The sequence below is a fragment of the Paractinoplanes brasiliensis genome (genome assembly GCF_004362215.1).
Classification (GTDB): domain Bacteria; phylum Actinomycetota; class Actinomycetes; order Mycobacteriales; family Micromonosporaceae; genus Actinoplanes; species Actinoplanes brasiliensis.
In genome coordinates, this window is sequence record NZ_SNWR01000001.1 from 4107917 (window position 1) to 4128185 (window position 20269).

The 20269-nt window shown below is 69.8% G+C and carries 23 protein-coding genes; 19 read left to right on the plus strand and 4 right to left on the minus strand.

Features of this window, described 5'->3' with window-relative positions:
- Positions 1-2: 2 nt before the first annotated feature.
- From C8E87_RS18430 to C8E87_RS18520, 19 genes are all read left to right on the plus strand, one after another.
- The gene (locus tag C8E87_RS18430) at positions 3-389 is read left to right on the plus strand and encodes a response regulator (RefSeq protein ID WP_239079782.1); all 387 of its coding nucleotides are present in this window, start codon (positions 3-5) and stop codon (positions 387-389) included.
- A complete protein-coding gene (locus C8E87_RS18435) occupies positions 386-871 on the plus strand; it encodes a chemotaxis protein CheX (RefSeq protein WP_133874238.1) in 486 nt (161 codons plus the stop codon). The genes C8E87_RS18430 and C8E87_RS18435 overlap by 4 nt, the downstream gene beginning before the upstream one ends.
- Complete coding sequence (locus tag C8E87_RS18440) at positions 868-1230, plus strand: response regulator (protein WP_133874239.1); 363 nt, start codon at positions 868-870, stop codon at positions 1228-1230. Before C8E87_RS18435 ends, C8E87_RS18440 begins: the two co-directional genes overlap by 4 nt.
- A gap of 7 nt (positions 1231-1237) precedes the next feature.
- Complete coding sequence (locus tag C8E87_RS18445) at positions 1238-1726, plus strand: hypothetical protein (RefSeq protein WP_133874240.1); 489 nt, start codon at positions 1238-1240, stop codon at positions 1724-1726.
- A gap of 136 nt (positions 1727-1862) precedes the next feature.
- Positions 1863-2321, plus strand: coding sequence for a flagellar hook assembly protein FlgD (locus C8E87_RS18450; RefSeq protein WP_133874241.1), 459 nt, complete (start codon positions 1863-1865; stop codon positions 2319-2321).
- 24 nt (positions 2322-2345) lie between these two features.
- Positions 2346-3629 carry a flagellar hook protein FlgE gene (locus tag C8E87_RS18455; RefSeq protein WP_133874242.1) on the plus strand — a complete coding sequence of 428 codons (1284 nt, stop codon included), beginning with the start codon at positions 2346-2348 and terminating at the stop codon, positions 3627-3629.
- A 202-nt stretch (positions 3630-3831) separates the two neighbouring features.
- Positions 3832-4119, plus strand: coding sequence for a flagellar FlbD family protein (locus C8E87_RS18460; RefSeq protein ID WP_133874243.1), 288 nt, complete (start codon positions 3832-3834; stop codon positions 4117-4119).
- Positions 4119-4910 carry a flagellar motor protein gene (locus C8E87_RS18465; RefSeq protein WP_133874244.1) on the plus strand — a complete coding sequence of 264 codons (792 nt, stop codon included), beginning with the start codon at positions 4119-4121 and terminating at the stop codon, positions 4908-4910. Before C8E87_RS18460 ends, C8E87_RS18465 begins: the two co-directional genes overlap by 1 nt.
- A gap of 4 nt (positions 4911-4914) precedes the next feature.
- A complete protein-coding gene (locus C8E87_RS18470; protein ID WP_133874245.1) occupies positions 4915-5931 on the plus strand; it encodes a flagellar motor protein MotB in 1017 nt (338 codons plus the stop codon).
- Positions 5932-5943: 12 nt separating this feature from the next.
- On the plus strand, positions 5944-6399 hold the full coding sequence (locus C8E87_RS18475; RefSeq protein ID WP_133874246.1) for a flagellar basal body-associated FliL family protein: 456 nt from the start codon (positions 5944-5946) through the stop codon (positions 6397-6399).
- A gap of 112 nt (positions 6400-6511) precedes the next feature.
- Positions 6512-7459 (plus strand): flagellar motor switch protein FliM, encoded by a 948-nt coding sequence (locus tag C8E87_RS18480; RefSeq protein WP_133874247.1) that lies wholly within the window; start codon positions 6512-6514, stop codon positions 7457-7459.
- Positions 7456-8214 (plus strand): flagellar motor switch protein FliN, encoded by a 759-nt coding sequence (gene fliN, locus C8E87_RS18485; RefSeq protein ID WP_133874248.1) that lies wholly within the window; start codon positions 7456-7458, stop codon positions 8212-8214. Before C8E87_RS18480 ends, fliN begins: the two co-directional genes overlap by 4 nt.
- Before the next feature lie 5 nt (positions 8215-8219).
- Positions 8220-8663, plus strand: coding sequence for a flagellar biosynthetic protein FliO (locus C8E87_RS18490; protein WP_133874249.1), 444 nt, complete (start codon positions 8220-8222; stop codon positions 8661-8663).
- Positions 8660-9514, plus strand: a complete 855-nt coding sequence (gene fliP / locus C8E87_RS18495; protein WP_133874250.1) for a flagellar type III secretion system pore protein FliP — start codon at positions 8660-8662, stop codon at positions 9512-9514. The genes C8E87_RS18490 and fliP overlap by 4 nt, the downstream gene beginning before the upstream one ends.
- Positions 9511-10275: a flagellar biosynthetic protein FliR gene (gene fliR, locus C8E87_RS18500; protein WP_133874251.1), complete on the plus strand. Its 765-nt coding sequence runs from the start codon at positions 9511-9513 to the stop codon at positions 10273-10275. Before fliP ends, fliR begins: the two co-directional genes overlap by 4 nt.
- 8 nt (positions 10276-10283) lie before the next feature.
- Positions 10284-11375, plus strand: a complete 1092-nt coding sequence (locus C8E87_RS18505) for an EscU/YscU/HrcU family type III secretion system export apparatus switch protein (RefSeq protein WP_133874252.1) — start codon at positions 10284-10286, stop codon at positions 11373-11375.
- Between the two features lie 167 nt (positions 11376-11542).
- A complete protein-coding gene (flhA, locus tag C8E87_RS18510; RefSeq protein ID WP_133874253.1) occupies positions 11543-13597 on the plus strand; it encodes a flagellar biosynthesis protein FlhA in 2055 nt (684 codons plus the stop codon).
- A complete protein-coding gene (locus tag C8E87_RS18515; protein ID WP_133874254.1) occupies positions 13575-15176 on the plus strand; it encodes a flagellar biosynthesis protein FlhF in 1602 nt (533 codons plus the stop codon). Before flhA ends, C8E87_RS18515 begins: the two co-directional genes overlap by 23 nt.
- Positions 15173-15412, plus strand: coding sequence for a hypothetical protein (locus C8E87_RS18520; RefSeq protein ID WP_133874255.1), 240 nt, complete (start codon positions 15173-15175; stop codon positions 15410-15412). Before C8E87_RS18515 ends, C8E87_RS18520 begins: the two co-directional genes overlap by 4 nt.
- Positions 15413-15471: 59 nt before the next feature.
- On the opposite strand, the gene C8E87_RS18525 is transcribed toward C8E87_RS18520, so the two are convergent.
- The 4 genes from C8E87_RS18525 to C8E87_RS18540 form a co-directional block, all read right to left on the minus strand.
- The gene (locus C8E87_RS18525) at positions 15472-17379 is read right to left on the minus strand and encodes a flagellar hook-length control protein FliK (protein ID WP_133874256.1); all 1908 of its coding nucleotides are present in this window, start codon (positions 17377-17379) and stop codon (positions 15472-15474) included.
- Positions 17380-17412: 33 nt separating this feature from the next.
- Positions 17413-18408 (minus strand): transglycosylase SLT domain-containing protein, encoded by a 996-nt coding sequence (locus C8E87_RS18530; RefSeq protein WP_133874257.1) that lies wholly within the window; start codon positions 18406-18408, stop codon positions 17413-17415.
- Complete coding sequence (locus C8E87_RS18535) at positions 18405-18848, minus strand: flagellar FliJ family protein (RefSeq protein ID WP_133874258.1); 444 nt, start codon at positions 18846-18848, stop codon at positions 18405-18407. Before C8E87_RS18535 ends, C8E87_RS18530 begins: the two co-directional genes overlap by 4 nt.
- A 112-nt stretch (positions 18849-18960) precedes the next feature.
- A complete protein-coding gene (locus tag C8E87_RS18540; protein WP_133874259.1) occupies positions 18961-20268 on the minus strand; it encodes a FliI/YscN family ATPase in 1308 nt (435 codons plus the stop codon).
- Position 20269: the final 1 nt, after the last annotated feature.

The window sequence follows — 20269 nt, forward strand, 5'->3', positions numbered from 1 at the left end:
CGATGCGCGCCATGGTGATCGACGATTCCCGCGCGATGCGCATGATCCTCAAACGCATCGTCACCAAGCTGAACTTCGAGGCGGTGGAAGCGGGTGACGGACAGGAGGCGCTCGACCTCCTGAACGAGATGTCGGAGGTGCCCGAGCTGGCCCTCATCGACTGGAACATGCCGAACATGAACGGGCTCGAGTTCGTCACGCACGCGCGGGCCGACCCCCGCCTGCGGGAGATGACGCTGGTCATGGTCACCACCGAGAGCGAACAGAGCCAGATCGTCCGGGCGCTCGCCGCGGGCGCCCACGAATACGTGATCAAACCCTTCACCGAGGGGGCCATGATCGAGAAGCTGGCCCTGCTGGGCCTCGTCCCGACCGGAGCGAACTCATGAGCATCGAAGTCGAGGTCAATGAGAACGACCTCGCCGAGATGGTGGAGCAGGTGTGGGAGTCGTATCTGGATCCCGAGGGCGTGAGCCCGCTGATCCCGACCTACGACGAGAACCAGCCGTCCGAAGTGCACTCCTCCGTCTCCATCACCGGTTCCTGGACCGGATTCGTCGTCTACGCCTCCTCGACCGCGGCGGCTCGCCGTGCCGCGGCTGCCTTTCTGGCCATGGAACCGGAGGAGGTGAGCGACGAGGACCTCTCCGACGTGCTTGGTGAACTCGCCAACATCGTCGGTGGGAACGTCAAGGCGATGCTGCCGCCCGGTGCGCTTCTGTCGCTGCCGCAGGTGGTGCTCGCCCCTGAAGCGACGGCGCGCTTTCCCCACACCGAGAGAGTCAGCGGAGTGTACGGGCTGTGGGAGGGCGAGCCGGTGTCGATTTCCATGTGGCATGGCCGCGGTGACAACAAGGAGGGCGCGGAATGAAGATTCTCATCGCTGACGACAGTCGGGTGATGCGCCAGATCGTGGTCCGCACCCTGCGGCAGGCCGGATTCGGCGATCACGACCTGATCGAGGCAGCCAACGGGCAAGAGGCCTTCGACAAGGTGAAATCGGAGAGTCCCGATCTGGTGCTCTCCGACTGGAACATGCCAGAAATGACCGGTATCGAGGTTCTTCGGAAACTTCGTGCGGCCGGGAACGACGTCAAGTTCGGGTTTGTGACGTCCGAGAGCACCCCCGAGATGAAGGAACAGGCGGACTCCGCCGGTGCTCTCTTTTTCATCGTGAAGCCGTTCTCAGCTGAGCGATTCGACGAGGTCTTCGCTCCAATTTTGGGATGATTACGACATGTCCGACGTAACGGTTCTTCCTGGCACCCTGGCCGTCCGCAACCTCTTCGAGGACCTGCTCGGCCGGGAGGTGACCGTCAGCCCCGGTGAGCCTCTCAGCGCAGATGAGATTCCCACCTCGACGGTCGCGATTTTCATCGACACCGCGCAGAACATCTATGCCGTCCTCGGGATGGAGCTCGCCCTGGCGGCCAACGCCGGCGCCGCGCTCGGCCTGCTTCCCGCCGGCGCTGCCGAGGACAGCATCGACGACAAGGAGCTCTACCCGAACCTCGCCGAGAACGTGGGCGAGCTGTGCAACGTCCTGACCAGCCTGCTCAACCGCGAGGGTGGCCCGCACATCAAGCTCCACCAGGTCGTCTACCCCGGCGAGCCGCTGCCCGCCGACGCCCGGGCCCACCTGTTGGCCCTCGGCCGGCGGGTCGACCTGCTCGTCGACGTCAACCGGTACGGCAAGGGAAAGCTCAGCCTCTCGCTGGCGCCCTGATCACGTACGCACGCAGAAGGGCCCGCCGATCCGGCGGGCCCTTCCTCGTGTTGCCGGACGGGTTCGATCCGGTGCTAAGCAAAGTGCCGACCCGGCCGAAGCAACCTTTGAAGTGCTTTACGGACGGGAGCAACCTATGACCTCGGCGACCCCAGGAGTCTTCGGCGCCGGCGCCACCGCGGCGGCCGGCGCCGGGGCGGCCAAGGAAAAGAGCAAAACCCTCGGCGACCGGGACACCTTCCTGAAGCTCCTGGTGGCCCAGCTGAAGTACCAGGACCCCAGCAAGCCGGCCGACTCCACCCAGTTCCTGGCCCAGACCGCCCAGTTCACCCAGGTGGAAAAGCTGGAAGGCATCGCCGACATGCTCAAGGGCCAGCAGTTGATCACTGCCAGCTCCCTGGTCGGCAAGACCGTGGAATACATGGACCCCTTCGGCGCCAAAGCCACCGGGGTCATCTCCGCGGCCAAGCTCAACGGCGACAGCGAACCGATACTTCGGATCGGGAACACGGAAGTGCAGCTGTCCAAGGTCATGGAGGTCCAGGAGCCGGCGCAGCCGGCCACGGACACGACCGCACAGACGCCCAAGCCGTAATTCTCAACCGCAAAGGAACGATTCATGCTGCGCTCGCTCTATTCCGGTATCAGCGGCCTGCACGCGCATCAGCAGATGATGGACGTCACCGGTAACAACATCGCCAACGTCAACACCGTCGGTTTCAAGGCCAGCTCGGTCCAGTTCCAGGACACGCTCAGCCAGATCACGGGCGCGGCCGGGGCGCCGCAGAACGGGCAGGCTGGGACGAACCCGGCGCAGGTGGGCCTCGGCGTCCGCAACGCCAGCATCACGTCGAACTTCAGCCAGGGCTCGGCCCAGGCCACCGGCAAGGCCGGCGACATGATGATCCAGGGTGACGGCTTCTTCATCACGCGTCGCGGCAACGAGGAGCTCTACAGCCGGGCCGGATCGTTCTTCTTCGACGCCAACGGCATGCTGGCCACCGCGACCGGCGATCCGGTGCAGGGCTGGACCGCCGACGAGGACGGTGTGGTCAACCCGGCCGCCAAGCCCGATGACATCAAGATGCCCCTGGGCAAGAGCATCTCGCCGGTGGCCACCAGCACCGTCGAGATGAAGGGCAACCTGACCAACGACCTGCCCGAGGGCGTCACCGACCCGACCACCATCCCTGCCATCGAGATCCCCTTCAAGGCTTTCGACAAGACCGGCAACCCGGTCAGCCTCTCGGCGAAGTTCACGCGCACCACCGCGGACCCCACCGCTTCCATTCAGGACTGGACCGTGGAGCTTACGAAGTCGGGCGAGGCCGGGCCGACTCCGGCCATCACGGCGACGATCCAGTTCGAGGACGGCAAGCCGGTCGTCACCCCGCCGGCCACGCGGGCGTCGCTGTCGTTCGCGGGGGTCGACACGATCGCTCCGAACCTGAGCACCACCCTCGACGTCGATGCCAACGATCTGACGATGTTCCACGGGCTGAGCGAGGCACGGGTTTCGGACTCGAACGGCAACGCGGCCGGCACCCTGGCCTCGCTGACCTACACCGTCTCGGACACCGGCCAGATCGTCGGCGCCTTCAGCAACGGCCAGAAGAAGGTGCTCGGCCAGGTCGCCCTGGCCACCTTCAAGAACGTCAACGGCCTGGAGAAGACCGGCGACTCGATGTGGCGCTCGACCGTCAACTCCGGCCTGGCCCAGATCGGCACGCCGACCAGCGCCGGCCTCGGCCAAGTGATCAGCGGCGCGCTCGAGATGTCGAACGTCGACCTGGCGCAGGAGTTCACCAACCTGGTCGTGGCGCAGCGCGGCTTCCAGGCGAACTCCCGCATCATCACGACCTCCGACGAGCTGCTCCAGGAGCTCGTCAGCATGAAGCGGTAAACCGTAATCCCCACGAGCACGGCCCCGGGCCGGGGCAGGCGCATCCGCGTCTGCCCCGGCCGTCGTCGTTCCGAGCCGTCCCTGCACCCGTACGGCCACCGGTTGGATCTCATCGGCAACCGGGGTCAGGCCGAAACACATATCGAGGGCCACGGACGGCCTGCCGGCCCAGGTAAACACCACCACCCAAGGACGGACGTCAGTGATCCTCGTAACCCGCATCAACGGTGCCGTGTTCGCCCTGAACCCTGACCTGGTCGAGCGCGCCGACTGCACGCCCGACACGGTCATCACGCTGGTCGACGGCACCAAGTACGTCATTGCCGAGTCCGTGCCCGAATTCATCGACTCCGTGCGGCACTACCGCGCTTCGCTCATCGCCCAGGCAAGTCGTCTCGAGGCTGAGCCTGCCAACACCCACTCCTCCGCCCCGTCGGTTGACAACGACGACGACGCCAAGGTGCTCCCGCTGCACCGGAATGGACGCTGATGGACATCTCAACCATCATCGGTGTAGTCGGCGGCCTCGCCATCGTCTTCATCGTTCAGATCCTCGAGGGCGGCTCCCCGACCTCCATCCTCCTGATCCCCTCGATGCTTCTGGTGTTCGGCGGCGGCTTCGCGGCCGCCATGGCCGGCGGCGTCATGAAGGACTGGACCGGCGTCGGCGCCCAGCTGAACCGGGCGTTCACCCAGAAGGTCACGCCGCCCACCCAGCTGGTCGACGAGGTCGTCAAGCTGGCCGAGCGGGCCCGCCGCGAGGGCCTGCTGGCGCTGGAGGACGCGGTCAAGACGGTGCAGCACCCGTTCCTCAAGCGCGGTCTGCAGCTGGCCATCGACGGCACCGACCCCGATGAGCTGCACGACATCCTGCACGCCGAGATCGCCGCGAAGAAGAAGTCGGACAAGGCCGGCGCCAAGCTGTTCGAGAACATGGGCGGTTACGCGCCGACCATCGGCATCGTGGGCACGGTCATGGGCCTCGTGCACGTGCTCGAGAACCTCGACCAGCCCGACACCCTCGGTCACTCGATCGCCGCGGCGTTCTGCGCCACCCTCTGGGGTGTTCTCAGCGCCAACCTGATGTGGCTGCCCATCGCCTCCCGGCTCGGCCGGCTGAGCAACGTCGAGGCCGAGGAGATGGAGTTGGTCGTCGACGGTGTCCTGGCCATCCAGGCCGGCTCCAACCCGCGCCTCGTGGCGCAGAAGCTCCGTAGCCTCCTCCCGCCGGACGAGGCCAAGAAGGCCGAGGCGGCCGCGAACACGAAGAGGGCGGCCTGACGCTATGAGCGGTGGCGGGGGTAAGCGTAAGAAAGCGCACGAGGAGCACGAGGAGCACGTCAATCACGAGCGCTGGCTCGTGTCGTACGCGGACATGCTGACCCTGCTGTTCGTTCTGTTCGTGGTCCTGTACTCCATGAGCGACGTCAACATGAAGAAGTTCGCCCAACTGGCGTCCGGTCTGTCAGCCGGGTTCGGCGCCCAGAGCGTCGCCTTCCAGGGGCAGACCGGCCCGATGGACGGGTCCGGCAACTCCGCCGAGATCGTGCAGATCGACCCGGGCGCCAACCCTGGCGACGGCAAGGCGGGCGCCTCCAACCTGACCGCCAAGCAGCAGGAGGCGGTCAAGGCCGCGATGGCAGCCGAGTCCCGCAAGAAGGCTTCGCAGAACGCTCAGGCGGCTGCCAAGGAGGCTGAGAACCTCAAGAAGATCGAGAACAAGATCGCCGACGCGCTGGCGGCGCAGAAGCTGCTCGGGTCGGTGCAGTTCGTCGTCGACCGGCGTGGCCTGGTGGTCACCATCCTGACCAACGAGGTCGTCTTCGCCGGCAACCGTGCCGACCTGCGGCCCGGCGGCAAGAAGATCCTCGACGCGATCGCCCCCGCCCTGGTCAAACTGCCCAACAACATCGAGGTCGACGGCAACACCAACCAGCTCAATGCCAGGACCACCTTCTACCCCAGCGGATGGGAACTGAGCGCGGCCCGTGCCTCGACGACAGTTCGGTACCTGGTGGGCCACGGCATCGCCAAGAACCGGATGAGCGCGGTCGGTTTCTCCGACACCAAGCCGCTCATCGACCCGTCCGACCCCCGCTCGATCACCATGAACCGCCGGGTCGACGTCGTCATCCTGACCACCCTCAACGCCGAGCAGGCAGCGCTGCTGCCGGCGGCGGCCGGGGCCGACAACAAGCTGCACCCGGGACAAACCTCAGCTGCAGCCAAGGCTGCTCAACCGGCCGGATCGACGACCGATAACAAGAGCGAATCCACCGATACCAACCCGACGCACGACTGAGAGGAGCTTTCGATGAGCAAGGACGAGACGACTACCGCCGCCGACGCCCCCAAGAAGTCCAAGAAGATGCTTATGATCATCGTTATCGCCGCAGTGGTGCTGCTGGGCGGTGGCGGCGCCGGGGCGTTCTTCATGCTGAAGGGCGACAAGGCCGAGGCCGCGCCGGTCAAGGGCAGCGTGGTGGCCCTCGAAGAGGCGATGACGATCAACCTGGCCGACGGTCACTACCTCAAGCTGAACTTCTCGCTGCAGCAGACCGCGGACGCCGGCTCCGAGTCGGTCGACACCAGCGAGGCGCGGGAGCTGGCGATCGACGAGTACACCGGCAAGACCCTGGCCGAGCTCTCCACCGAGAAGGGCCGCGAGGAGCTCAAGGCCGAGCTCACCTCGAAGATCGTGAAGGCGTACACCGAGGACGGCAAGAAGATGGTGATGGGGCTCTACTTCACCTCGTTCGTCACCCAGTGACTCGTTGACGCCGGCGGGCGGGTTCACTTCGGTGAACCCGCCCATCCGGCTTCACGGGGTCAAAAACGGTCCTCCCGCTCAGCCGCTCCGGAAACGAGCCGATGGGGACAACGTGACCAACGCCGCACGTACCCCGGGCCGGATATCCCGCCGCGGCCAGGGCGCCGGGCCGACCGCGTACGACTTCCGCAAGCCGATCAAACTGTCCCGTGAACACGTCCGTACGCTGCAGATCGCCTTCGAGACGTACGCGCGCAGCTGCGGGACCCTGCTCACGACGCGTCTGCGCGCGGTCAGCAACGTCACGCTCGCCTCGATCGAGCAGCTGAACTACGACGAGTACGTCGCGGCTCTGAACAACCCCACGGTCATCGCCTTGGTCGTGCTCGATCCGCTGCCCAGCACGGCCCTGATGGAGATCTCCACCTCGGCCTCGATGACCGCGATCGATCATATGCTGGGCGGGCCGGGCGGCCCCCAGCCCGAGCGGCCGCTGACCGAGGTCGAGATGCCCCTGTTGCGCGGCCTGCTGGAGCGGATGCTCGGCGAGCTGCGGTACGGCTTCGAGACGCTGGTCGACATCCACCCCAAGCTCAAGGACATCGAGTACAACGCGCAGTTCCTCCGGGCCCACCAGCCCGGTGACGCCTGCGTGGTCGCCTCGTTCGACGTCAAGATCGGCGGCGAGGAGACGATGCACACGTTCTGCCTGCCGTTCACCACGATCCTGCCGGTGCTGTCGCGCACCGAGACGGTCGTGCTGAGCGATGCCGAGCGGATGGCCAAGGACGTGGCGATGCGCAACCTGACCGCCGGCCTCTCCGCCGCCCCGCTCGATGTTGCGGTGCGATTCCAGCCCATCCGCATGCGTACCGATGACATCGTGGACCTACGTCCCGGAGACGTCGTCCCGTTGAACCACCCGACGAGCCGGCCGCTCGAGGTAACGGTCAACGAGACCGTTTTCGCCCATGCAGTTCCCGGTAACCAGGGTGCTCGGCTCGCCTGTCTCGTCGTGCCGGCCCCCAAGGATTCGCCCAAGGAGCCTGGTCGCCCATGACCGCACCCACCATCACCGCGCCGCAGCTGGCGCTGGCCCGGAACGCGGCCGAGGCCGCGCTGGGCGTCCTTCCCACCAGCCGGCCCCTGGCGGTCGGCGATCCGATCGCCGCCGGCGCCGACATCCTGACGGAGGGGCAGGCGATCACCGCCCGGTTCAGCGGCGCGGCGGCCGGCGAGGTCGTCGTGGTGGTCGGACAGGACCTGGCGGACGCGCTCAAGGAGAGCCCGCTCGGCGAGCTCGACCTGACCGCCGCGGTGCGGCCGGCCCTCGAGGCCGCGGCCCGGGTGTTCGGTCCGGTGGTGCTCGATCCCGGCGTCGTGATGGAACCGCAGGTTGCCCTGAGCGCGATCGCCGCCAAGGACGACGCCGTGGCGGTGCCGCTGGTCGAGGGGTCCGCCATCCGCGCCGTGCTGGCCCTCGCGCTGAGCCCCTGGCCCTCCGACTTCGCGGGCGGTGGGAACGTCGCCCGGCGCGAGCCCGCTGCGCCCGCGGCGCAACTCAGGGGCGGGCTGGACATGCTGCACGACGTCGAGATGGAGGTCTCGGCCGAGCTGGGCCGCACCCGGATGAGCGTACGGGAGCTTTTGTCCCTGTCGCCGGGAGCGATCGTCGAGCTCGACCGGGCCGCCGGAAGCCCGGCAGATCTGCTGGTCAACGGCCGGCTGATCGCGCGGGGCGAGGTGGTGGTGGTCGACGAGAACTTCGGCATCCGGGTCACCGAGATCGTCGCTCCCGGCGCCGAGCGGGAGTAACGGCCTTGCTGGAGCTCGTCCTGCGGATCGGTTTCACGCTCCTCATCATCATGGGGATGATGTGGGGCCTGGCCCGGCTCGTCCGTCGTCCGTTGCTCGGGCGTGGGCACGGGGCGCTGATGGTGCTCAACCGCCAGCAGCTCTCGCGCGGCGCGGCGGTGGCCGTGGTCAAGGTGGCCGACCGCGCGATGATCCTGGGGGTCACCGACCAGCAGGTGAGCCTGCTCGGCGAGGCCGAGATCGCGGATTTCGAGCACCACCACGCCGAGCATCGCGACCACCTGCAGCTCGACGACGAGCTCGCCGCCGAGCTGGCCAAGGGCCCGGTGGACCTGCCCGGACAGCATCCGGCGGCGCCCCGGCACAGCCGCCTCGAGGGCTCGATCCTCTCGCCGCGCACGTGGAAGACGGCGGTGGAGTTCCTCCGCGATCGGACCAGCCACCGATGATCAAGCGCGCGCTGTTCCTCTTGCTGGCGAGCCTGGGTTTTGCGCTCGTGCTGCTGCCGGGCCCGGCGCAGGCCGAGCCTTCCCGTACGCCCGCGGCGCCGGAACGCGCGCCCGCGACCGCGGTGGTCGCTTTCCCCAAGGCTCCCGCCCCGCCGAGCCCGCCGGCCCGGCCCGGACGCCCCAACATCAACGTCAACATCAACGGCACCAACCCGGACGGCAGCCGCCCGGCGACATCGCTGATCATCGCGCTGGGGCTGACAGTGCTCTCGGTCGCGCCCGCGTTGCTGCTGCTCTGCACGAGCTTCACCAAGATCTTCATGGTGCTCGGCATCACCCGCAACGCGCTCGGCCTGACCAGCATGCCGCCCAATCAGGTGCTGGCCGGGCTGGCCCTGTTCATCAGCCTGTTCATCATGGGCCCGACCATCTCGTCGATCAACGAGCAGGGCGTGCAGCCCTATCTCAAGGGCGACAAGTCCCAGTCGCAGGCGTTTCGGGACGGCGTGCAGCCGTTGCGCGACTTCATGTGGCGGACCACCCGCGACGACGAGGTGGCGCTGATGATCAAGCTGTCCGGTGACGAGCGGCCACGCAACCGCGACGACGTCGAGCTGACCACGCTGGTGCCGGCGTTCATCCTGTCCGAGCTGCGGGCCGCGTTCATCATCGGCTTCGTCATCTTCATCCCCTTCCTGCTGATCGACATGGTGGTGTCGGCGTCGCTGATGTCGCTGGGCATGATGATGCTGCCACCGGTCACAGTTGCTTTACCCTTCAAGCTTTTGTTGTTCGTGCTGGTCAACGGCTGGGGGTTGATCCTCACGGCCCTGGTGGCGTCGTACAGATGAACTTCAGCGTGCCGACCGCCGAGCTGCTGGCCCTCATGCTCGGCGCGGCGCGTACGGGGGCCTGGTTGATGGTGTGCCCGCCGTTCAACTCGCGGCTCATCCCCGGCACGGTCAAGGCGCTGCTCTCGGTCGGGCTGACCCTGCCGATGGCGCCCCACCTGCGTGGCTCGCTGCCGTCGCTGCAGACCTCGGACATCATCTTCAGCGTCCTGATCCAGGTCTTCATCGGCGCCGGGCTGGGCTTCGTCACCGCGGTGCTGTTCGCCGCGGTGCAGGCCGCCGGTGACCTGATCGACCTGTTCGGCGGTTTCACCCTGGCCATGGGCTACGACCCGCTGTCGCAGAGCCAGAGCTCGATCTTCGGCCGGTTCTACAACCTCGTCGCGATCACGCTGCTCTTCGCCACCGAGGGCCATCAGCTGGTGCTGCGCGGCTTCCTGCAGAGCTTCAAGACAGTGCCGCTGAACTGGACGTTCTCGACCGGCGCGTTCACCGAGCTGCTGATCAAAGGTCTCGGCGACATGTTCATGGCCGCCGTCCAGATCGCCGGGCCGCTGGTCGCCATCCTGTTCCTCACCGACGTGGCGTTCGGCCTGCTCAACCGGGTCGCACCGGCGCTCAACGCGTTCCAGCTCGGCTTCCCCGCCAAGATCTTCATGGTGCTGCTGATCTCGGGTATCGCCATCACCGCCCTTCCCGGCGTGGTCGACTCGATCGTGAAGCGCGCGGTCGACGCGGTGCTTCAGCTCACCGGTACCTAGGGGGTGAGATGTCGGGCGAGAAAACCGAACAACCGACACCCCAGAAACTCAAGAAGGCCAAGCGAGAGGGCCAGATCGGCCGCAGCCAGGACATCGGGGCCTGGTTCGGCATGCTGGCCGCGAGCGTCATGCTGCCGCGCACCCTGGAATCGGCGATGGGACACGCCGAGGAGATCGTGAAGCAGTTCCCCGACGTCATCGCCGACCCGCAGCCGGCGCAGGCGCTGGCCCTGCTCAAAGAGGCCGGCATGGGCACCGTGTGGGCGGTGCTGCCGCTCTCGCTGACGATGATGGTGGTCGGCATCGCGGCGGCCGGGGCCCAGGGCGGCATCCGGGTCGCGACCAAGCTGTTCATCCCCAAGTTCAACCGCCTCAACCCGTGGCCCGGGCTCAAGCGCATGCTCGGCCCGCAGGCCCTCTGGGAGGGCACCAAGGCCCTGGTCAAGACCGGCGTGCTGGCCGGCGTGCTCTACGCCACCACCAAGGACGTCTTCCCGGCGCTGATGAGCGCCGGGCAGTTGCCGTTGCCCGCGCTGTTCGGCACGGTCGTGGACGCCGCCCTCAACCTGATCCGGGCCGCCTCCGTGGCCGGCATCGCGATGGCCGCGGCCGACTACTTCGTCGTGCGCCGGCGCACCAACAAGCAGCTGCGCATGACCAAGGAAGAGGTCAAGCAGGAATACAAGAACAGCGAGGGCGACCCGCTGATCAAGGCACAGATCCGGGCCCGGCAGATGGCGATGGCGCGGAACCGGCAGATGGCCGACGTGCCGACCGCCGACGTGGTGATGGTCAACCCGACCCACGTGGCCGTGGCGCTGCGCTACGAGCCGCAGAAGGGCGCGCCGCGTGTGGTCGCCAAGGGCCAGGGCCCGCTCGCCACCAAGATCCGGGAACTGGCGGGGGAGCACCGGGTCCCCATGGTCGAGGACAAGCCGCTGGCCCGGGCGCTGTACGGCGGCGTCGAGGTGGGCAGCGAGATCCCGGCCGAGTTCTTCGGCGCGGTGGCCCGGGTGCTGGCGTTCGTCATGAGCCTGAAGGCGAAGGGCTCGGCGGCAGGCCTGCACCGCAACCCTCATTCCGAATCAGAAGCCGCATAACCTCGAAGTTAGGAGATTTCCTCACATAGGTACCTCGTACGAGGGAAGATCGGCTTTGCGGGAGCAGTCCCTGCTCAGCGAAGGCGACGGAACGCCGAACAGAAAAACGCCAGGACGGCGAACCGTGCGCAGGGATGGCTCCAACGTCCACTCCTCCAGAAGGTGCCGTGAAGAACCGCAACATCAGCCGCCTTGCCATACCCGTCGGGGTCATTGGCATCATCCTCATGATGGTCGTGCCCATGCCGACCGTCCTGTTGGACACGCTGATCGCGCTCAACATCACGGCGGCCCTGCTGATCCTGCTGGTCAGCATGTTCGTGCAGAAGCCGCTCGACTTCTCGGTGTTCCCGGCGCTGCTGCTGGTGGCCACCCTGTTCCGCCTCGCGCTCAACATCAGCGCGACCCGTCTGGTGCTGCGCGACGGCGACGCCGGCAAGGTCATCCACGCGTTCGGCAGCTTCGTCGTCGGTGGCAACCTCGTCATCGGTCTGGTCATCTTCCTGATCCTGGTGATTGTCCAGATGGTCGTGGTAACCAAGGGCGCCGAGCGCGTGGCCGAGGTCGGCGCCCGGTTCACCCTCGACGCCATGCCGGGTAAGCAGATGGCGATCGACGCCGACCTGAACGCCGGACTGATCGACGAGGACCAGGCCAAGAAGCGCCGTGCCGAGGTGGCGGCCGAGGCCGAGTTCTACGGCGCCATGGACGGTGGCTCCAAGTTCGTCAAGGGCGACGCCATCGCCGCCATCATCATCACGCTGATCAACCTCGTCGGCGGGTTCGCGATCGGCGTGGCCCAGCAGGGCATGGCGGCCGGCGACGCGATGAACCACTACAGCCTGCTGAGCATCGGCGACGGCCTGGTCTCGCAGATCCCCGCGCTGCTGCTGTCGGTGGCCACCGGTCTGATCGTGACCCGGTCGGCGACCTCGGGCGACATGGGCTCGACGGTCACCGCCCAGCTCAGCCAGAACAAGCTCGCGCTGCGCATCGCCGGCGGCGCCGCGCTCGCCCTCTGCGTCATCCCCGGGCTGCCCAAGCTGCCCTTCCTGCTGGTCGGCGCGGCCGTCCTGATCGCCGCCCAGCGGCTCAAGGACCCGGTGCCCGAGGACGAGGAGGCAGCGGCCGTGGCGGCCGGCGAGGCGCCCGAGATGCCGCCGGCCGACTCGCCCGAGCAACTCCTCGGCGAGATGCGCGTGGACCCGTTGGAGCTGGCGCTCTCACCCGACCTGGTCGACCTGGTCGACGCCAGCAGCGGGGACCTGCTCGACCGCGTACGGGCTCTGCGCCGCAAGATGGCCATGGAGCTGGGCGTGATCATGCCGCCGGTGCGTACGCGTGACGACCTCGACCTGCCGCTGTCCTCGTACGCGATCCGGATCTCGGGGGTCGACGCCGGATCCGGTGAGGCGCCGCCGGGCACGGTGCTGGCGATCGGCGACGGCCTGCAGGGGCTGCCGGGCAAGGCCGGAGTCGAACCCGTTTTCGGCCTGCCCGGCAAGTGGGTGCCGTCCGAGCTGCACTACCAGGCCGAGTTGTCCGGCGCGACCGTCGTCGACCGGGCCAGCGTGATCATCACGCACCTGGCCGAGGTGGTTCGCAGCAACGCGAGCCGGCTGCTCAGCCGCGAGGACGTGCGCGCGCTGACCGAGATGGTCAAACGCACCCACCCCGTCGTGGTCGAGGAGCTGACCCCCGCGGTGCTCAGCCTCGGCCAGATCCAGAAAGTGCTTCAGGCGCTCCTCGACGAGGGCGTGCCGATCCGCGACCTCGTACGCATCTTCGAGGCGCTCTCCCTTCGAGCAAAGGTCTCCGTCGACCAGGACAGCCTGGTCGAGGCGGCCCGCGCGGCGCTGGGCCCCGCCATCGCGGCCCAGTACACGACCGCCGGCCGGCTCACGGTGATCACGCTCGACCCCATGCTCGAGCAGCAACTGCTCGAATCTCTGCGGCCCAGTGAGACGGGGGCCTTCATGGCGATCGACGGCATGCGTGCCGAGGCGATCGTCAGCGAGGCGGCCCGGCTCACCGAGACCGCGGAACAGCAGGGTCTGGCCCCGGTGCTGGCCTGCTCGCCACAGCTGCGGCTGCCACTGATGCGACTTCTGCGCGCCGGATCGCGCCGAGTTCAGGTGTTGTCGTACGGCGAAATCTCTGGTTCCACAGCACAGATCGAGACGATTGGGGTGGTCAACGGTGCCTACGCGGGTGCTGCTTGAGGGGCCGGCCATCGAGCCGTTGCTGGCTCAGGTGCGCGATGAGTACGGCTCCCGTGTCCGGATCATCTCCGCCGACAAGGTCCGTAGTGGCGGTGTCGGCGGGTTCTTCGCCAAACAGCACTACGAGCTGTCGGTCGAGGTGCCGGACCCGAACGAGGACAGGAATGACATGGCTCAGCGGACGAAAACGGCCGACACCGGCCAGCACAGCCTGGAACGGCTCCTCGAACGGGCCGAGTCGCAGGACCGGGTGGACGACGGGGGCCGCTCGGCGCCACGCCCGTTCGGCACAGCCTCACCGCGGTCGGTGACGCCGGCGACGTTCGGCGCGGCCCGGCCGGTCGAGACCGCGCCCCGGCCGGCGGCCGAGAACGCCTTCGGGGCCGACGAGGGGCGCAACGCCGCGTTCGGGGACACCGGGGCCGCGTTCGCCGAGCTGATGGCCGGTCTCAACAGCGGCGATCAGCTCGCGTCGCGACCCAAGCCGCCGCCCCGGGAGGAGCCGGCCCCGACCGTACGGCCGTTCCGCCCGGCCGCGGCCAGTGAGGCGCCGGTCAACGTGGCCCGGACACCCACTGCTCCGGCCCCGGCGCCGGTCATGCCGCCCGCACCACCGGCCCGACCGGCGGCGGCGCCGATGTCGCCCGCAGCTCCCTCCTTCACGCCGGCGCCGCCAACGCCCGCAGCGGCGGCCGCGCACACCTCGCCCGCCCACGACCTGGCCGAGCGGATCGGCGGGCTGGCGAGCGAGATCGAGATCGACGAGGCACCGCCACCCGCGCCCGAACCGCCCGCCGCGACGCCGAACGCGGCCGAGACGTACGGGCTCAAGCCGGTCTCCGCCGCCCCGGCGGCCCAGGCGAACCCGCCGGTCGCGGACAACGAGCCGGTCATCCGGAACCTCATGTCGGTGGGCATGCCGGAGGAGATGGCCCGTCAGATCACCGGCAGCGACACGTACGCCGGGGTCCTCAGCGTGCTGGCCGCGCGACCCAGCGCGCCGGCCGTTCCCGACGGGCCGGGCGAGATCCTGGTGCTCGCGGGCGACATCAACCTGGGTGTCGCCATGGGCCGCCAGCTGCTCGAGCAGATCGGCGTGCCGGAGAATCATCTCCTGCTCGCCGCCCAGTCGACCGCCGGCACCGGGCTGCACTCGTCCCGGTTGATCTCGTCGCCGGAGGCGGCCGAGGGACGCGCCGAGAAGCTGCACGGCGCCGACGAACCCTGGGTCGTCGTGCTCGAGGCGCCGGTGGGCGGCACCGACCCCATCTGGGTCAACGAGATGTGCGACGCGATCGGGGCGACAGCGGTCTGGGCCGTCGTCGACGCCACCCGCAAGACCGCCGACAGTGCCCGCCACTTGCGTACGCTCGGCGAGGTCGAGTCGCTGATGGTGCACGGCGTCGAACTGACCGGCGACCCGGCCTCGGTGCTCGGCCTCGACCTGCCGATCTATTCGCTGGACGGCAAGCCGGCCACCCCGCACGCCTGGGCCGCCATGCTCTGCGCGCGGATCGCGTCCGACGTCACGCCGGTCGCCGCGGCGCCGCGCCGCGTCACCCGCTCGGTGCGGCCGTGATCCGTCCGTCGGTCCTGCTGTTCGCGCTCCTGATGAGCGCGCCGGCGCTGTACCGCTACGTGCTCGACCAGGTCGACATCACCGAGGTTCTGATCCGGTTCGTGATCGCCGTGCCGATCGCCGCCCTGCTGCTCGCCGGGTTGCGATTCGTCACCGCGGGATACGGCCGGCCGGAGGGGAAGCCGGAAGGCACCCCGGTGACACCGACCCCGCTCGACGCGGAGAAGCCGGCCTGACAGGTCCACACGAGAAAGGGGGTGACCGCTTCGGCGGCCACCCCCTTTCTCGCTGTGTCCTAGGCGTGCGTGTCCAGCCGTCCCGAGCCCGGAGCGGCGGGCCGGATCGTCGGCACGTTGGTCGTCTCGCCGGCGGCGGTGTTGGGGCCGCCGTCGCGACGACCGCCGGGGTAACCGGCCGCGGCGAACTGCTGCCGCGCCTGCTCCTGCTGGGCGTTGCCCTGCCGCAGGTCCAGCGAGGTGTTCCGGAACCCGGCGTTGTCGAGCTCGCGCCGCAAATCGTCCAGGGCGTTGCGCAGCGCCTCGTTGCCCGCGTCGGTGCCGCTGGTCAACTGCACGTTGATCTCGCCGTTGCGGATCTCGGCCACCACCTGCACCGGGCCCAGGTCGGCCGGGTGCAGGTTCACGGTCAGCCGGTGCACCCCGTCGGCGTCCAGCCTGAGCGGAACGATCCGCATGGCCAGCTGCGCGGCCGGCGGCTGGAACGCCGGTGACGAGGCGGGCGGCGGCGGGGTGCCGGCGGCGGGGGCGGCCGGGGCGGTCGCCTGGGGACCGGAGACTCCGGCCGGCCCTGCCTGGCCGAGCGTGCCGGGGTTCGCTGCGCCGTCGGGCGCCACACCCGGCGCGGCGGCCGGGTTGACCGGGTTGGCACTGGTCGTGCCGGCGGTGGGATCGGCGGCGGCCGGGTCGGGCCGGACGCCGGTCGAAGCCGGGGCGGCCGTGGGATCGGGTGCGGCGGTGTCGGCAGGCGGGGCGTCAGCCGGTGTGGTGCCGGTGGCCGCGGGGATGCCGGTGGCCGTGGTGCCGGTGGGCGTGTTCGTGCCTGTGGGTGGGGCGGCGGCTGCGGCGTCGGCCGGCGGGGGGCTGGGCGGGGTCAGACCGGCTGGGCGCGGCCCGGCGATCGGGGTCTCGTTGGTGGGCGGCAGGGTCGGCTGGGTCGTGCCGGGCGCGGCGGCGGGAACCGGGCCGGCCGGGGCCGGGGTGCCGGTGGTGTCGGCAGGGTGGCCGTCCGCGGTGGGCTGGGCGGCGCCGCTCTGGGCGATCTGCGCGGCCAGGGCCGGCGGAAGCGGGGTGCCCGTGCCCTGCGCCGCCGGGGCGGGTGGATTCGGGATTCCAGCGGGAGCAGGCTGCTGGGGCGGGCCGCCCTCGAGGGTGACGGCCGGCCGGATCGCCGGTTGTGGCGTGTCGGCTGCCGTGTCCGGGGGCGTGGCCGGCTGAGCGGCCGCCGAGGGCAACGCTGCGCCCGCTGCCGGCGCGACGCCGGCCTGCGTGACCGTGACCGAGGCGGTGGACTGGGCTTCGGGTGTCAGGACGTCGTCGCCTGCGCTCGGGTCTTCGGCGCTGCTGTCCGCCTTTCCGCCGATAGCGGAAGCGACGGGGACCTGTCCAGTTCCGGCCTCTGCAGCGCTGTCCCGGCCGTCGGCTCGGTCAGCCCGCGGCCGGTTCTCGGTTCCATTGCGGTTGTCGGTCCGGGTGCGGTCGTCGGCCCGGTCGGTGTGGCCTCGATCGGCGTCGGTCCGCGCTGTGGCGTCGCGCGGTGCCCCGTCCCGGTCGGCGGCGCGGCGCTGATCAGCCCGGTCGGCGGCCTTGCCGGCTGCGGCCCGATCGGTGGCGGCCCGGTCCGCGGCCGCCCTGTTGGTGGCAGCTCGGTCGGCGGCGGCCCGGTTCGCCGCGGCGGCCCGGTCGGCGGCCTCGCGTTGCAGCGCGCTCCGCCCGGAGGCGGCCCGCTCGGCCTCGGCCCGCCGGTCGGCCGCGCGGTCCTCGGCGGCTCTGTTCCCGGCCTCGCGGCGCCCGGCGGCGGCGCGGTCCCCGGTGCGGGTCGTGTCGTCGCGTTTCGGCTTGTCGAGCTCGGCCGAGAGCGCGGAGCCGAACTCCTGCGCGCCCTCACCCCGTTTGGTGGCGGGCCGGCGGCCGATGTCGGCGGCCGGCGTGCGGTCGGCCCCGCTGACGGAATTCGGCATCTGCATGCGCCTCTCCTGCTTATCGGTCGATCGACGGGGTCATCCGCCGAGAGCGGCGAGGGCCTTCTGGACCTTCGGGACGTACGCCTGGGTCTCCCGGAACGGCGGGATGCCGCCGTACCGGTGCACCGCGCCGCCGCCCGCGTTGTAGGCGGCCAGGGCCAGCGGCAGCGACTTGAACTCGCGTAGGTTGCGGGCCAGCAGCTTGGCCCCGCCGTCGATCGCCTGCGCCGGGTCGAACGAGTTCTTGACGCCCAGGCCGCGCGCGGTCGACGGCATGAGCTGCATCAGGCCCTGGGCGCCGGCCTTGCTGACCGCCGTGGGGTCGTACCCGGATTCCACCTTGGCAACCGCCGCGAGCAGCTTGGGGGAGACGCCGTACTTGTTGCCGGCCTGCACGAACAGGTCGGCGTAGGGCACTCCGGCGAGCGAGCCGGCGCCCTGCAAGCCGGCCGGGCGGATGGTGGAGACGGCGTTCTGCGGGGTGACCGCGACGTCCGGCACGACGCGGCGGATGTGCGTCGGCTTCTCGTACACGGTCTGGATCTTGACGTGGTCGCCGGGCTTGGGGGCCGCGATCATCTTGTTGTCGCCGACGTAGATGGCGACGTGGTCGACGGGGGAGTCGAAGGCGAGGATGTCACCCGGCTTGGCCTGGGCCAGGCTGGCCACCGGCTCGCCCGCCTTGGCCTGCTGGTGTGACAGGCGGGGCAGCTTGATGCCCAGGTCGGCGTAGGCCCGCTGGATCAGCGACGAGCAGTCCAGACCCTTGTCCGGATCGGTGCTGCCGAAGACGTACGGGGTGCCGAGGTACTTCTTGGCCGCGTCGACGACGTTCTGGCCGGTGGCCTGGCTGTTCAGCCGCATCCCGGTCCCGGCCTGGCCGGTGGCGGTCGCGAGCGCGCTGGCGAAATTGCTGGTGGCGCCGGTGGTGGCGACCGTGCCGGCGGCTCCCGGGGCGGGGTTGACCGGCTTGAGCCCGAGCTGACCCTGGAGCTCCTGGATGCGGTTGAGCACCCCGGTGACACCGATCATTCAGCGCCCCCGCTGCGGGCGGCGTCGCGGGCCTTGCTGGTCATCGCCAGCTCGTCCAGGTTGGCCTGGTCCTTGCGCAGGTCGTTGGCGCGCACCATCTCGGCGTGCCGCTCGGCCATCATCTCGACGGCCCGGCGGCGTTTGGCCGCATCGGCCAGCACCGCCATGCGCTCCCGCTCGACCTCCTCGGCATCGGAGACCATGCGATGAGCGCTCATCAGGGCGCCGGCCAGCGATTGGCGGGCCACCAGCGACGCGACCATCGCGCGGGCCGAGGCCTCGGTGGGCGCCTCCGCGCCGACCAGGTCGAGCTGCTTACGGCGTACGAGGTCCTGGGCCTCGCGGATCTGGGCGCGCGACTGGATCACGGCGCCCTTGGCCGCGTCCTCCTGGGCCTTGCGGGCGCGGAGCACGGGCGAGAGCCGGAAGAAACGGTTCACGATCTGCCTCCTAGTGCGGCCGTGGACTGGCCCTCACCCCTTACCGGTCGGCGTCCGGACCCGATCGCTGAGGCCCTGCACCCGAGCTGCAACTGAGCCCGGCCGGCGTCGGCTACGCGGCGTTCACGAGCGCGTGGAGCTGCGCCCAGGCCTCCTCGGCGGTGACCCGCTCGTCGAGGCCCTGGCGCAGGAAGGCGTTGATGTGCGGCCAGATCGCGGTCGCACGGTCGGCGTCCGGGTTGGTGCCGGTCACGTACGCGCCGATCTCGACCAGTTCCCGGACGTCGCGGTGAGCCGCCATGAGACGGCGCAGCTCGGTCGCGTCGGCGCGCTGCTCCTTGGTGGTGATCTTGTTGGCCACGCGGGAGATCGAGTCGAGTGCCTGGATGCTCGGGAAGTGACCGGCCGTGGCCAGCTTGCGGTCGAGCACCACGTGACCGTCGAGGATCGAGCGGGCCGCGTCGGCGATCGGCTCGTTGTGGTCGTCGCCCTCCACCAGCACGGTGTAGAGGCCGGTGATGCTGCCCCGCGCGCCCGGCCCGGCCCGCTCCAGCAGCGAGGCCAGCATCGCGAACACCGACGGCGGATAGCCCCGGGTGGCGGGCGGCTCCCCGACCGACAGGCCCACCTCGCGCTGGGCCATCGCCGCACGGGTCACGCTGTCCATCATCAGCAGCACGTCGGCGCCCTCGTCACGGTAGTACTCGGCGATCCGGGTGGCCACCGCGCCCGCCCGCAGACGCACCAGCGGCGGCGTGTCCGAGGTCGCGATCACCACCACCGACCTGGCCAGGCCCTCCTCGCCCAGGTCGTGCTCGATGAACTCGCGGACCTCGCGGCCGCGCTCGCCGACCAGCGCGACGACGTTCAACTCGGCCGACGTGCCCCGCGTGATCATGCTCATCAGCGTGGACTTGCCGACGCCGGAGCCCGCGAAGATGCCGATACGCTGCCCGCGCCCGCACGGCACGAGGGTGTCCAGGACCCGTACGCCCAAAGGCATCGGCTTGTCGACCAGTTGCCGTTCCATCGCCGACGGAGGCGCCGCGTCGATGCTGACCAGGTGTCCCTGCAGCGGCGGCCCGCCGTCCATCGGCCGCCCCAGCCCGTCCAGGATCCGGCCCCGCAGGTCGGGACCGACCGCGACCCGCAGCGGCCCGCCGGTGCTCGTCACGGGTGTTCCCGCGCCGAGGCCGGCGATCGGGCCGAGCGGCAGGCACGAGAGTTTGTCGCCGTCGAGGGCGGCCACCTCGGCAAAGATCGCCTCCGGGCCCTCGCCCATCTGCACCAGGTCGCCGACCTTGGCGTCGACCCCGCTGACGGTCACCCGCAGGCCGACCGCCCCGGTGACCCGGCCCCGGGTCAGCGGGCGAGCCGCCTCGATCGCCGCCGACATGCGGTGGCGGAACACGTCCGTCATC

What these genes read in the sequence shown, in the direction of transcription:
- C8E87_RS18430 (WP_239079782.1), top strand. Translation starts at nt 3, where the DNA reads ATGCGCGCCATGGTGATCGACGATTCCCGCGCGATGCGCATGATCCTC.
- C8E87_RS18470 (WP_133874245.1), top strand. Translation starts at nt 4,915, where the DNA reads ATGAGCGGTGGCGGGGGTAAGCGTAAGAAAGCGCACGAGGAGCACGAG.
- fliR (WP_133874251.1), top strand. Translation starts at nt 9,511, where the DNA reads ATGAACTTCAGCGTGCCGACCGCCGAGCTGCTGGCCCTCATGCTCGGC.
- fliP (WP_133874250.1), top strand. Translation starts at nt 8,660, where the DNA reads ATGATCAAGCGCGCGCTGTTCCTCTTGCTGGCGAGCCTGGGTTTTGCG.
- C8E87_RS18440 (WP_133874239.1), top strand. Translation starts at nt 868, where the DNA reads ATGAAGATTCTCATCGCTGACGACAGTCGGGTGATGCGCCAGATCGTG.
- C8E87_RS18475 (WP_133874246.1), top strand. Translation starts at nt 5,944, where the DNA reads ATGAGCAAGGACGAGACGACTACCGCCGCCGACGCCCCCAAGAAGTCC.
- C8E87_RS18530 (WP_133874257.1), bottom strand. Translation starts at nt 18,408, where the DNA reads ATGATCGGTGTCACCGGGGTGCTCAACCGCATCCAGGAGCTCCAGGGT.
- C8E87_RS18540 (WP_133874259.1), bottom strand. Translation starts at nt 20,268, where the DNA reads ATGACGGACGTGTTCCGCCACCGCATGTCGGCGGCGATCGAGGCGGCT.
- C8E87_RS18445 (WP_133874240.1), top strand. Translation starts at nt 1,238, where the DNA reads ATGTCCGACGTAACGGTTCTTCCTGGCACCCTGGCCGTCCGCAACCTC.
- C8E87_RS18455 (WP_133874242.1), top strand. Translation starts at nt 2,346, where the DNA reads ATGCTGCGCTCGCTCTATTCCGGTATCAGCGGCCTGCACGCGCATCAG.
- C8E87_RS18465 (WP_133874244.1), top strand. Translation starts at nt 4,119, where the DNA reads ATGGACATCTCAACCATCATCGGTGTAGTCGGCGGCCTCGCCATCGTC.
- C8E87_RS18505 (WP_133874252.1), top strand. Translation starts at nt 10,284, where the DNA reads ATGTCGGGCGAGAAAACCGAACAACCGACACCCCAGAAACTCAAGAAG.
- C8E87_RS18450 (WP_133874241.1), top strand. Translation starts at nt 1,863, where the DNA reads ATGACCTCGGCGACCCCAGGAGTCTTCGGCGCCGGCGCCACCGCGGCG.
- C8E87_RS18435 (WP_133874238.1), top strand. Translation starts at nt 386, where the DNA reads ATGAGCATCGAAGTCGAGGTCAATGAGAACGACCTCGCCGAGATGGTG.
- C8E87_RS18525 (WP_133874256.1), bottom strand. Translation starts at nt 17,379, where the DNA reads ATGCAGATGCCGAATTCCGTCAGCGGGGCCGACCGCACGCCGGCCGCC.
- fliN (WP_133874248.1), top strand. Translation starts at nt 7,456, where the DNA reads ATGACCGCACCCACCATCACCGCGCCGCAGCTGGCGCTGGCCCGGAAC.